Origin of the sequence: Moritella sp. JT01, assembly GCF_001574435.1 — a bacterium.
Lineage (GTDB): Bacteria > Pseudomonadota > Gammaproteobacteria > Enterobacterales > Moritellaceae > Moritella.
Genome location: NZ_LOCN01000038.1, coordinates 14,790 through 27,611, shown reverse-complemented (window position 1 = coordinate 27,611; position 12,822 = coordinate 14,790). Strand labels below are relative to the sequence as shown.

At 40.2% G+C, this 12,822-nt stretch carries 12 protein-coding genes; 10 read left to right on the top strand and 2 right to left on the bottom strand.

Annotation, left to right across the window (positions count from 1 at the left end; translation table 11 throughout):
* Positions 1 to 258 precede the first annotated feature (258 nt).
* Entirely contained in the window at positions 259 to 1,524 is a 1,266-nt protein-coding gene (gene srmB / locus AKG98_RS21300) for an ATP-dependent RNA helicase SrmB (RefSeq protein ID WP_067051009.1), read from the bottom strand.
* Positions 1,525 to 1,844: 320 nt separating this feature from the next.
* Here srmB and AKG98_RS21295 point away from each other — a divergent pair, with 320 nt between their 5' ends.
* The 5 genes from AKG98_RS21295 (at position 1,845) to AKG98_RS21275 (ending at position 6,878) form a co-directional block, all read left to right on the top strand.
* On the top strand, positions 1,845 to 2,813 hold the full coding sequence (locus AKG98_RS21295) for an inverse autotransporter beta domain-containing protein (protein WP_067051007.1): 969 nt from the start codon (positions 1,845 to 1,847) through the stop codon (positions 2,811 to 2,813).
* Positions 2,814 to 2,863: 50 nt separating this feature from the next.
* Positions 2,864 to 3,607: a tRNA1(Val) (adenine(37)-N6)-methyltransferase gene (locus AKG98_RS21290; protein ID WP_198155592.1), complete on the top strand. Its 744-nt coding sequence runs from the start codon at positions 2,864 to 2,866 to the stop codon at positions 3,605 to 3,607.
* Positions 3,608 to 3,819: 212 nt separating this feature from the next.
* Complete coding sequence (gene brnQ, locus AKG98_RS21285) at positions 3,820 to 5,145, top strand: branched-chain amino acid transport system II carrier protein (protein ID WP_067051004.1); 1,326 nt, start codon at positions 3,820 to 3,822, stop codon at positions 5,143 to 5,145.
* 121 nt (positions 5,146 to 5,266) lie between these two features.
* The gene (locus AKG98_RS21280) at positions 5,267 to 5,449 is read left to right on the top strand and encodes a DUF2065 family protein (RefSeq protein WP_067051001.1); all 183 of its coding nucleotides are present in this window, start codon (positions 5,267 to 5,269) and stop codon (positions 5,447 to 5,449) included.
* 130 nt (positions 5,450 to 5,579) lie between these two features.
* On the top strand, positions 5,580 to 6,878 hold the full coding sequence (locus tag AKG98_RS21275; protein WP_067050998.1) for an adenylosuccinate synthase: 1,299 nt from the start codon (positions 5,580 to 5,582) through the stop codon (positions 6,876 to 6,878).
* Between the two features lie 222 nt (positions 6,879 to 7,100).
* Here AKG98_RS21275 and ispB read toward each other — a convergent pair whose 3' ends face one another.
* A complete protein-coding gene (ispB, locus tag AKG98_RS21270) occupies positions 7,101 to 8,072 on the bottom strand; it encodes an octaprenyl diphosphate synthase (RefSeq protein ID WP_067050996.1) in 972 nt (323 codons plus the stop codon).
* Between the two features lie 319 nt (positions 8,073 to 8,391).
* Here ispB and rplU point away from each other — a divergent pair, with 319 nt between their 5' ends.
* From rplU to AKG98_RS21245, 5 genes are all read left to right on the top strand, one after another.
* Positions 8,392 to 8,700 (top strand): 50S ribosomal protein L21, encoded by a 309-nt coding sequence (rplU, locus tag AKG98_RS21265; RefSeq protein ID WP_006034531.1) that lies wholly within the window; start codon positions 8,392 to 8,394, stop codon positions 8,698 to 8,700.
* A gap of 16 nt (positions 8,701 to 8,716) precedes the next feature.
* Positions 8,717 to 8,974, top strand: a complete 258-nt coding sequence (rpmA, locus tag AKG98_RS21260; RefSeq protein WP_006034530.1) for a 50S ribosomal protein L27 — start codon at positions 8,717 to 8,719, stop codon at positions 8,972 to 8,974.
* Between the two features lie 330 nt (positions 8,975 to 9,304).
* Positions 9,305 to 10,486: an Obg family GTPase CgtA gene (cgtA, locus tag AKG98_RS21255; RefSeq protein ID WP_067050992.1), complete on the top strand. Its 1,182-nt coding sequence runs from the start codon at positions 9,305 to 9,307 to the stop codon at positions 10,484 to 10,486.
* Between the two features lie 414 nt (positions 10,487 to 10,900).
* Positions 10,901 to 12,250 (top strand): NCS2 family permease, encoded by a 1,350-nt coding sequence (locus AKG98_RS21250; protein ID WP_067050989.1) that lies wholly within the window; start codon positions 10,901 to 10,903, stop codon positions 12,248 to 12,250.
* A gap of 184 nt (positions 12,251 to 12,434) precedes the next feature.
* A complete protein-coding gene (locus AKG98_RS21245; protein ID WP_067050986.1) occupies positions 12,435 to 12,782 on the top strand; it encodes a helix-turn-helix transcriptional regulator in 348 nt (115 codons plus the stop codon).
* Positions 12,783 to 12,822: the final 40 nt, after the last annotated feature.

The window sequence follows — 12,822 nt, the reverse complement described above, 5'->3', positions numbered from 1 at the left end:
TCATGGATTGAAAGTATAGACTTTAGGGCGGCACAGTGTGCCGCCTTTTCTATATCTAGGATTTAATAAATACACTATTCAACGCTTTTCTATTCAATACTCGCCTACGAATTAACTATCGACATGACTTATCGTATATAAACTCAATTGATTTTCGAAAATTTATGATCAATAACTAATATTGATATACAAAAAAGGCGCTAAATAAATTTAACGCCTTTTTAATCAAGCTAATTTAACTTATCGTCTGTTTAGCGATTACTTGCTTTTAGACTTATTTTTCTTGGTGCGTTTTTTAGCTTTAAGCTTCGCCTTCGCTGATACTTTATTTTTACCAGTCGCCGCTACTTTCGCTTTTTTCTTGGTTTTCGACATTGCAATTTTATTGTTTGGTTTCAAACCTTGAATTACACGACGCTTAATCGTTTCTTCAGTATAACGTTCAATTTTACCAAAGATACGTAGATCATGCGCTTCAACTAATGAAATTGCTGTACCTTTCTTACCTGCACGTGCTGTACGGCCAATACGGTGAACATAAACTTCAGCACTACGTGGTAAATCAAAGTTAAATACATGGCTTACATCTTGAACATCAATACCGCGAGCGGCGACGTCAGTAGCAATCAGTACTTTTACTTTATCATTTTTGAATTGGTTCAAAGAACGCGTACGTTTCGCTTGATCCATTTCACCACGTAAATATGCACACGGGATGTCTTGTGATTGAAGGTAGCTAACAAGCTCTGCAAGACGTTCACGTGTTTTAACAAATACGATAGAACGTGTTGTGCTTTCGTCACGTAACCAATGCACTAACAAGGCTTGTTTGTGTGCGTGGTTATCAACATGGTGCATGAATTGATGAATTTTAGCTTTTTCTCTACGTGACGGATTCGCTGTAAATTCAACAGGTTCGTTCAATAGTTCTTCAGCAAAACGCTCAATGCCACGACCTTCTAGGGTTGCAGAAAATAGCATGGTTTGTTGACGACGGGTCATTTCATCAGTGATTTTTTTCACGTCATCATAAAAACCCATATCTAACATACGATCTGCTTCATCTAGAATCAGTACTTCGATGGCGGCGCATTCAAATGCATCACGACGGATATATTCTAATAAACGACCCGGCGTAGCGATGACAATATCAAGACTATTTTTTAATACTTCAGCGTGTAGCGCATAATCAACACCACCCGTTACCATCGATACTTTATGGTCAGTATAGGCAGCTAGCATTTTAGCTTGTTGGAATACTTGACTCGCGAGTTCTCGCGTTGGCGTCAAGATAAGTACTCGTCCAGGGCCTAATTCACGACGTGGAAAGTCAAGAAGATGCTGAACAGCTGGTAATAAAAATGCCAGCGTTTTACCTGTACCTGTCGGTGCAGATGCAAGGATATCTCTACCTTCCATGGCAGTTGGCAATACTTGCTGTTGAATCAATGTTGGTTTAACAAGATTATTATCAGTAAGTGCTGCAATTAATTCAGGGTCTAGATCGAGACTTTCGAAGTCCATAAAACTACCGTATACAAGAGGTTAAAAAGGAAGATGAAGTTATCATTTGCTGTATTTAAACAAAGACACGTCAAATTTTAGAGCGCTAATCGGCCATTATGGCAGATTAGCGCTCTAGAGGGTATTAGTTTTCTACTCAAGTGACGAAATAATCGCTATTATAGTACTTATTTTTTGTCGGTATTATTGGCGCGATAGAATCGTTAATTGGGATATTTAAATACCTGGTTGGTAATTATAGTGATTGATTATATTCATTAGCTTGGAGCCTATAATTTTGTTATCTTAGCCTAGTTTTTTATCATTAAGGTACGTTTTCGATGAACCCACGTGGTCTATTTTCTGCTGTAGTATTATTTTCTTCTATGACGCTGTTATTATCTTTATCACCCTTTATTCATGCCGCTGAAGATAAGTACTATTCTGAAAATGAAGGTAAAATTTCCAATAAAGGTTATTGGGGGGAACAGCGCGGTCATGTTGGTGGTGAAGAACAACGCAAACCATCACCAGTGTTAGAAGAGCCTGAAGAACCTGAATCTACACCATTTGAATTTCCTGTACCACTTTATTCTAATCTTAGTTTTGGTATAACGTTACACAGTAATTATGATGATTATGATAGGCATGGAACTTCGTTAGCGAATAACCCCGGGATTGATTATGTACTCGACAATGTCTTTACTGATGATCTTATTTGGCAAGCGAATATAGATTACAAAAATGAAGATATATTAATCTCTAATGGTATAGGTATTTTACCTGAAGACAGCCTTATTGGTGTGGGTGTTAATGCCTTTTGGGATGTGGAGCTTAATTCAGGCAGTCAGCGATTATCTATTGGTACTAAATACGATGATCCTAATTATATCTTTAATCTGTCATCGAATATTTATTTCCCGTTGTCTAGTAGAGGTGACAAAGGTGATCTGGTTAACAGTGTGGATATTCGTGCCGAGGGCGCAATAACGACAACCTTACAATTCCATAGTTCTTTTGAGTACTTCTTCGGTGATGATATTCAAATGAATGATGATTACGACCCGACTGATAATAGCCATAAATTAACCGCAGGTCTTGATTACACGCCAATCTCGTTATTGCAACTAGGGGTTGAAGCAACCAAAGTGAAAGGTCATGAGGTTGGTTATGGTGTGTATATTTACTTCAACTATGATCCATGGCGACCATTTAGTGAACAGCTAGCGCTTATTTCAGGTAATGTTTTTTCTACGCATAAAATGATCCCATTCTCGCGTTCTAAAGTACTTCCACGTACAGCAAACTAGTGTAGAGTACCGCCCTCGTAATAACGCGCAGATAAAAGTGTGGAAATACAGTGACAAATAAAAATGATGGTTTTAGCTTTAAACAGTTTCATGTTTCACACGCTGATTGTGCGATGAAAGTAGGAACTGACGGTATTTTACTTGGCGGCTGGGCGGATGTGGCAACAACGCCCGAAGCACCGCTAAAAGCACTTGATATTGGTACTGGTTCAGGTCTTATTAGTCTTATGTTAGCGCAACGCTGTCAAGGTGAGCTACAAGCAACCGCGATTGATATTGACGAGTTAGCGTGCCGACAAGCAAAAAAAAATATTGATAACTCACCATGGTCATCTTCAATCGTAGTTAAACATGTTGCTTTGCAGTCATTCACCCAAGCATATAAAGATGAAGCTACTAAATTTGACCTTATCGTGTCTAACCCACCTTATTTTATTCATGGCCAAGATTTTGCCGATGACGCCCGCAAAATTGCAAGGCATACGGGAAGTTTAACGCATCAGGAACTCGTGGATTGTGCGCTGGAATTATTATCACCAAATGGACGTATAGCACTTGTGTTACCTTATGATGCTGGTTGTGAGCTTGTTAATTACTGCCAACAATTAGGTAATTTACAAATAACGTGTCTGAATATACAAACAACGCATACAAAGGCTTACAAACGTATGTTGATGAGTATTTCTCGTGGTTATAATCAATTGCAAAACCAGTCGCTTACTGTTCATAACCCTGATGGTAGCTACTCCCATGATTACCAGGCTATCACTAAAGATTTTTATCTAAAAATGTAATTTCATTATAGTGCTGGCAGATTTGCTCTTGCACTTAATGACCAGATTGTTAGTATCGGTAATTAATGGGTGAGTGGCTGATACAAAATTCTTTACAAGAACATAATTATAATACTTTGTGCTACACCGGCTGGAGAGTATTTCTCCATGCTTACTTCACGGAAGAAGTTGATAAATGAAAACACAACAATATCTAAGCAGAGAGTATATTAATGACAACTAAGTTAAAAACAACTGATGTTTTAGCCATCGGTTTTATGACGTTCGCCTTCTTTTTAGGCGCGGGCAATATCATCTTTCCACCTTTAGCTGGGAATCTTGCTGGGCAATCATTTATGCCTGCAATGTTTGGTTTCCTTGTTACTGCTGTAGGTTTACCCCTAATTACAATTATCGCAGTTGCAAAAGCAGGCGGTGGTTTAATTACTATGACCCGCTTTTTACCGGCAATGGTCGGCACCGCGATTGCTGTGGCCATTTATGTGATTATCGGTCCTGCCTTTGCAGCACCAAGAACAAGTTTAGTTGCTTATGAAATGGGGATTAAACCTTTTCTAGGTGATGCAGCTAACGATACAACATTGGCTTTATACTCTGTTATCTTCTTCATTATCACCGCCTGTTTCGCTTTAGGCCAAGGTAAAATGATTGATAATATCGGTAAGATCTTAACTCCGGCATTAATTATATTATTAACGGTATTAGCGATTGCGGTCTTTATCATGCCACAAGGTGATATTGGCGTGGCACGTGAAGCGTATATAGATAGTCCTTTTACCAAAGGTTTCCTTGAAGGTTATAACACCATGGATACCTTTGCGTCATTAATGTTTGGTATGTTGATTATTAACGTACTTAAAAGTAAAGGCGTAACAGATAAAGCGGGTCAATTTAAATATTTAGTCATGGCGGGTTCTATCGCAGCAGCGGGTCTTGCATTTGTTTATATTTCACTATTCTACTTAGGCGCAACGAGCCAATCTCTTATTGCTGTTGGCGCTGATGTAAATGGTGCGATGATCTTAGCGACTTATGTACAAGCCTTATTCGGTATGCCTGGTCAGTACATCTTAGCGGCGGTTGTAACATTAGCATGTTTAACTACGGCTGTAGGCTTAGCAAGTGCGGTGGCAGAATTTTTCCATGAGTTAAAGCCACAATGGTCATACAAAATGCTCGTTATTATTAATTGCATCGTGTGTGCGATTGTAGCGAATGTTGGTTTATCACAACTTATTAGTATCTCGGTACCGGTATTGTTTGCGGTATACCCACTTGCGATTGCGATTGTTGCACTAATCTTATTGCAAGAACGTTTCCCTAATCCACAGTTTGCATTCCGTTTCGTCATGGTTATTGCATCCATGTTTGGTGTATTAGACGGCATGAAAGTAGCGGGTATTGCAATGAGTGGCTTTGAATTTTTACCATTATTTGATCAAGGTTTAGCTTGGGTATTACCCACTGTACTTGCAATTATAATATCGATTGTTGGAATGCGTTCGCAAACGAAAGTGAGTGTTGCTACAGCAAAATAGTCGGTCATATGCTCTAAATTAGAGTTGATTGTACTCATTTTAAATCCGTTCCTTCGTGAACGGATTTTTTATGTGTTTTTTGTGTGGTTAACGCTTTATAGCACTATAATGAGGTGGTTTGATGGGTAATGAACTGTGGTTAGCGTTGGCGATTGTATTGATTATCGAAGGTACTATGCCGATGCTAATGCCTAAGCAATGGCAGCAAATGCTTACCCTTATTACGCAGCAGCCCGCTGACAAAATACGCAAATATGCAGGTTGCCTAGTCGTAACCGGTATCGTGTTATTGCTTACGTTGTAATATAATTGTGCAACAGAACAACAAGTAAACTTATATTTTCTGGTTTTAATGAGATAGAAATCAAATTTTTTAAACATTTTGATTTAAATTTTGCTAGAATCCTCTTTTAACCAACAACCGCGACGGTATCATGGGAAAGAATGTAGTTATTCTCGGCACTCAATGGGGTGACGAAGGTAAAGGTAAGATAGTTGATCTACTAACTGACAGAGCTAAATATGTTGTGCGCTACCAAGGTGGTCACAATGCTGGTCACACTCTAGTAATCAATGGTGAAAAAACAGTTCTTCACTTAATTCCATCTGGTATTTTACGTTCAAACGTTAAATGTATCATTGGTAACGGTGTCGTATTAGCACCTGATGCATTAATGACTGAAGTTAAAATGCTTGAAGAGCGAGGTATCCCAGCTCGTGAGCGTATGCTTATCAGCGAAGCGTGTCCATTAATTCTGCCATATCATGTATCACTAGATGCTGCCCGTGAAAAAGCACTTGGCAAAAAAGCAATTGGTACAACTGGTCGTGGTATCGGTCCAGCTTACGAAGATAAAGTAGCTCGTCGTGGTTTACGTGTTGGTGATCTATTCAACATGGAACAGTTTGCTGTTAAATTGAAAGAAGTAATGGAATACCATAACTTCCAACTACAGCATTACTATAACGAACCTGAAGTAAGCTACGAAGATGTACTAGCACAGATGCACGAAGTTGCACCTATTCTACTAGACATGATTGTAGACGTAACTTCACTTCTTGATGATGCACGTCGCCGCGGTGATGATATCATGTTTGAAGGTGCTCAAGGTACGTTACTTGATATCGATCACGGTACTTACCCGTATGTAACATCATCAAATACAACTGCAGGTGGCGTAGCTACTGGTAGTGGTTTTGGTCCATGCCACATCGATTACGTTCTTGGTATTACTAAAGCTTACACTACGCGTGTTGGCTCTGGTCCATTCCCAACTGAACTCGATGATGAAATCGGTAATCACCTAGGTACTAAAGGCCATGAATTTGGTGCAACTACTGGACGTGAACGTCGTTGTGGTTGGTTTGACGCGGTTGCAATAAAACGTGCAATTCAGTTAAACAGCATCACAGGTTTCTGCCTAACTAAACTGGATGTATTAGACGGTTTAGAAACATTGAAAATCTGTACTGGCTACATGCAACAAGACGGTTCAATCCTTGACGTACCACCAATGGCTGCTGACGGTTATGAACTTGTTAAACCTGTATACGAAGAAATGCCAGGCTGGAGTGACGTAACATACGGCGCTACTTCTCTAGAGCAACTTCCAGAAGCTGCAATCGCTTACATCAAGCGTATTGAAGAAATTACGGGCGTACCAATTCATATCATATCAACTGGTCCAGATCGTAACGAAACAATGATATTAGTTAACCCATACGACGTATAAGTCTGTCTGGTTACACTGATAAACAAAAGGTCGCTGATGCGGCCTTTTTTGTATCTGCAATTTATAAAAGCGACGTACCCAGTAATCTTAGTTCTCGTTTGTGAACTAATGATTTCACGGTAAAGTAAGTAATAACCGCTGGAATTTAAGGTACAAAAAAGCCGTCTGATTCTTCGATATCGAAGAATCAGACGGCTTTTTATATCACTAATAGGTTACTGTTTAATTACTGCGATTTGCTGCAATGTAAGCCAGTGAGATCAGCGCTTGCTTGTATTCTGATTCAGGTAGTACTGCAATTGCTTTAACGGCTAAGTCAGCTTCTTGCTGGGCTTTATCAAAGCAATAATCAAGTGAGCCAGTACGGTCAAGAATAGCCAGAACGGCATCAAGATTATCCATGCCATTCATCTTCTCGATTGCTTCGCGCACCATTAATACTTCTTGTTCGGTACCGTTCGCCATCGCATGAATTAATGGGAGTGTTGGTTTGCCTTCAGCAAGGTCATCACCGACGTTTTTACCCATTTCTTGAGCGTCAGCCGTGTAGTCCATCACATCGTCAATCAACTGGAATGCAGCACCTAAATGTACACCATAATCAATCATTGCTTGTTCGATGTGTGCTGGTTGTTCAGAGATAACCGCTGCAAGCTGCGTTGCGGCTTCAAATAGCTTGGCTGTTTTGTAGTAGATGACATCCATATAACGTTTTTCGTCAGTGTCGGCATCATTACAATTCATTAACTGTAATACTTCACCTTCAGCAATCACATTGGTTGCATCAGACAAAATATCAATAATTTTACTGTTATTGAGTTTTGCCATCATCTGAAAAGAGCGTGAGTATAAGAAGTCACCCACTAACACGCTTGCCGCATTGCCAAATGCAGCATTCGCTGTTTCACGACCACGACGCATATCGGACTCGTCAACCACATCATCATGTAATAAGGTTGAAGTATGAATGAACTCTATGATAGCTGCTACATCAATATGTTGTTGACCTTGGTAGCCCAGTGCGCGTGCACTTAACGTTGCTATTAGTGGACGTATGCGTTTACCGCCACCATTTACAATGTAATAACCCACTTGATTTACGAGGGCAACATCCGATTGCAGTCGATCTAAAATGAGTTCATTGACAGCGTCCATATCTTGTTTGGATAACGCTTGAATGGCTTTAATGTCCATGTGTATAAGTTCCGTGCTACTTTTTATAGTTGTATGACGATTTGCAAAGCTATTGATAGCTATATACATCACTAGCTCTATCTTGATAGTAGGCTACAAGATGAAATGTCCGCCAAATTTATGTCGTAATTGTACACTAAATTGAAATTGCCGAAAGGATTAAGCGATAGCGATTTACAACTTTACTGCTTATTTATATTTTTTTTGAAAATCAGCTTGCCTAACCGGAAAGTTTTGAGTAGAATTCGCGCCATTGTTATAAATTATCATGACGTGTCGCTACCTAAGGTATGCTGGACACGGATCGGAGTCAGAAAACATGTATGCTGTTTTCCTAAGCGGTGGCAAACAACACCGCGTTGCTGAAGGTCAAACTCTTCGTCTAGAACTTCTAGACGTTGAAGCTGGTTCAAGCATCGAATTTAACGAAGTATTAATGGTTGCAAACGGCGAGAATATCGAAGTTGGCGCACCTTACCTTGAAGGTAAGAAAATCACTGCTGAAGTGGTATCTCATGGACGTGCGGACAAGGTTAAAATCCTTAAGTTCCGTCGTCGTAAGCACTCTCGTAAACAGATGGGTCACCGTCAATGGTTTACAGAAGTTAAGATTACTAAAATCGCTTAATTAGGAGTACTAAAAGATGGCACATAAGAAAGCTGGTGGTAGTACCAACAACGGTCGTGATTCAGAAAGCAAACGTTTAGGCGTTAAACGCTTTGGTGGCGAATCAGTTCTTGCGGGTAACATTCTAGTTCGTCAACGTGGTACTAAATTCCACGCTGGTACAAACGTAGGCTGTGGTCGTGACCACACTCTATTCGCTAAAGCTAGCGGTAAAGTGCAGTTCGAAATTAAAGGACCACAAAACCGTAAGTTTATTAGCATTGTAGCTGAATAATTTCAGTACAAACTAAGAATCTTAAAACCCCGCCTATATGGCGGGGGTTTTTTTTTNNAAAACCCCGCCTATATGGCGGGGTTTTTTTATTGCTAAAATAAATATTAGTAATAAAGAATAATAAAAATAGTAGTCATTGATCGAGGTTATTGTCTTATACTTGCTGGTTAAGCTTGTGGAGTCATAATTCTCCATTGATAAAGTTGATAGCTGCACGGATTAATTTATTGATTCAAGTATTTTACGGATGAAGTGATCTTACTGGTTAAGAGATCGATTACTTAATCCGTGCAACTAACTGCATTCCTAATTTGTAGGAGCGATAGCGAAATGAAATTTGTAGATGAAACCCGAATCAAAGTTGAAGCCGGTGATGGCGGCAGTGGTTGTGTAAGCTTCCGCCGTGAAAAATATGTTGCTCGTGGTGGCCCAGATGGTGGTGACGGCGGCGATGGCGGTCATGTATATATGATTGCAGATGAAAACTTAAATACGCTAGTCGATTTTCGTTTTGTCCGTTTCCATAAAGCGGAACGTGGTGAGAATGGTCGTCCTAAAGATCAAACGGGTGCACGTGGTGAAGATATCACTTTACGTGTTCCGGTTGGTACGCGTGTTGCAGATGATGATACTGGTGAAGTTATTGCCGATCTTGTTATGCATGGGCAACGTCAGATGGTCGCGAAAGCTGGTTTCCATGGTCTTGGTAACACTCGTTTTAAAAGCAGTGTAAACCGTGCACCACGTCAAAAGACGTTAGGTACACCAGGTGAAGTGCGTAGCTTACGCCTAGAATTGATGTTACTTGCTGACGTAGGTCTATTAGGTCTACCAAACGCAGGTAAATCTACTTTTATTCGTGCAATTTCTGCAGCGAAACCAAAAGTAGCTAACTACCCGTTTACCACATTAGTACCTAACCTAGGTGTAGTAAGTGCAAGCCCTGAACGTAGCTTCGTGGTTGCCGATATTCCTGGTCTTATTGAAGGTGCTTCTGATGGTGCTGGTCTAGGTATCCGTTTCTTACGTCACTTAGAACGTTGTCGTTTAATGGTTCACATTGTTGATCTATTACCTGAGGACATTAGTGATCCAGCAGAAAACGCAAAAGTTATTGTGAGTGAGCTGAAGAAATACAGTGAAAAACTAGCAGCAAAAACATGTTGGTTAGTATTTAACAAAACTGATCTGGTATTAGAAGACGAAGCGAAAGAAACAATTAAACGCGTTGTAGAAGCGATTAATTGGGAAGGCGAAGTATATACTATGTCTGCTTCAAGTGGTGTTGGTACCAAAGATCTTGTTCGCGCTATGATGGAACAGATTGAGTCTATGCCACGTCCTAAGATTGAAATGCCAGTTGAAGATGATGGCGATGTTGGCTTCTTATGGGATGAATACCATAAAGACCAAATTGCTAATCACGCCGTTATTGAAGATAGCGATGATGATGACGATTGGGATGATTGGGACGAAGAAGATGACGGCCACGTTATCTATGCTCGTGACTAAACCTCATTAAGCATCTATTTTATATATTTTTATAGTGAAAATACCAGCCTAGCGCTGGTATTTTTTTAACTAAAATTATACTTTTAGGCATTTGATTAGTAATTCTCACTGAAATCATGGTTTTATGTAATAAAGGTATGCTTTTCTGACAAAAAACTTCCAATTTATCGTGAATTAGCAGATAATCCGCCCGTTCACTAAGTGAATATAGCAGGTAATAATTACCTATATTTTAAATCCGGTTATTTAATAATTGTCAGTTTAGAACTTTCCACTTTTCCGCTAAGCGACAGCCATTTATTAAACATCCAGTCACCTTGGTTTGTATCTATCAGTTGCATTACAGAGCAATAAGTACAGACAGCCACTGTCATACAGTGAGTAAGGTGAACGAAACAAAAAGTGAGTACCTTAATGAATACCGCAAGTCAGTCTACCTCTGCTTCAACTAACACTTCTGCTTTTGCAACTTTTCTGGAAAAGTTGTTCAAGCTAAAAGCACATAACACCACGATTAAAACAGAAGTAATGGCAGGTTTAACGACTTTCGTTACCATGGCTTATATTCTATTTGTTAACCCTGATATCATGTCTATTGCAGGCATGGACTACCAAGCGGTATTCGTTGCAACAGCATTAAGTGCGGCAATCGGTTGTATCTTCATGGGTCTTTATGCGAACTGGCCTGTGGGTCTAGCGCCAGGTATGGGGCTTAACGCCTTCTTTACCTTTGCTGTCGTAAAGGGCATGGACTATACGTGGGAAGTTGCATTAGGTGCGGTATTCATTTCAAGCATCGTGTTTGTCATCATGAGTGTGACGAAACTACGCAGTTGGATCATCGATAGCATTCCAAGCAGCTTGCGCTACGCAATGACAGCGGGTGTTGGTCTGTTCTTAGGTATTATTGGTTTAAAAGCAGCTGGCATCATCACTGCAAGCCCTGCAACGTTAGTGACACTGGGTAACTTTCATGATCCTAAAGTTATCTTAGGTTCACTCAGCTTTTTAATTATAGCTATCTTAGCAACGCGTAAAGTATTCGGTGCGGTGTTAATCGGTATTGTTGTTACCACTGTGATCAGTGTGATAATGGGTTTAGTCAGCCTACCAGAGCAAGTGGTATCACTACCAACTGGTTTGTCAAAAACATTCATGAAAATGGACGTAATGGGTGCATTAGACGTATCTATGGTCAGTATCATCCTCGCATTCCTATTTGTTAACATGTTTGATACCGCTGGCACTATGATTGGTGTGGCTGAAAAATCAAATATGTACAACAAAGATGGCAAAATTAAAAATCTAAACAAAGCCTTAACAGCTGACAGTTTAGCCAGTGTTGCGGGTGCGGTAATTGGTTGTCCACCAGTAACAACGTATATCGAAAGTAATGCCGGTATTGCCGAAGGTGGTCGTACTGGTTTAACTGCGGTTGTTGTTGGTCTGTTATTTTTAGCATCGATGTTCTTTGCGCCGATTGCCCAGATTGTACCTGGTTATGCGACTGCGGGTGCGTTGATCTACGTTGCTTTCTTAATGGTTGGCAGTTTACATAAAGTTAACTGGGATGAATTTACCGATTACGTACCAGCGGCAATCACTGCAATCATGATGCCGTTAACGTATTCAATCGCTGACGGTATTATCTTAGGCTTCTTATCATTCACTATCATTAAGCATGGTACAGGTCGTTCTGCCGATGTGTCTTTAGGTATGAATGTATTGGCTGTGGTATTCATTGCGAAACTCGCGTTTATTTAATGCATTAGATAGCCAACATTAACGGTACCTGTGTACCGTTAATGGGATAAAAAAGTGCCAGCTGAGTATGCGCTATTCGTGTATATTAGGCTGGCATTTTTGATCTGCAAACCCGGTAGGTGTTGCCCCTATGACCTTAAGTGTTACACTTTCCTTTCATCCATTTTTATCTTAGCGGGGCAGAATGCCAAAATTAGAATCTCAATGTTGTCCAGAACCACAATGTAGTGCTGAATTACCTGCATTGGATGATCAGCATATTGCTTCTCTCGCGCATCTCTTTCATTTGTTAGGCGATGAAGGCCGTATTCGCTTAGTACTTGCCTGTATGGCTGGACCCGTTCCTGTCTCTGAGCTATCAGCGGTTACCGGGATGTCACAATCACTGACCAGCCACCATTTACGTCATTTACGTGAAGCGCGTATTTTACGTTCTGAACGTCAGGGTAAACAAATCCTCTATCGATTGGATGATCACCATATTCGTCATGTGGTACACGATCTGGCTTGTCACGTGACCGAGCATGAATAATTTTTATTAAAGATCCTAGCTTAAAGCGTTATTTTAACGA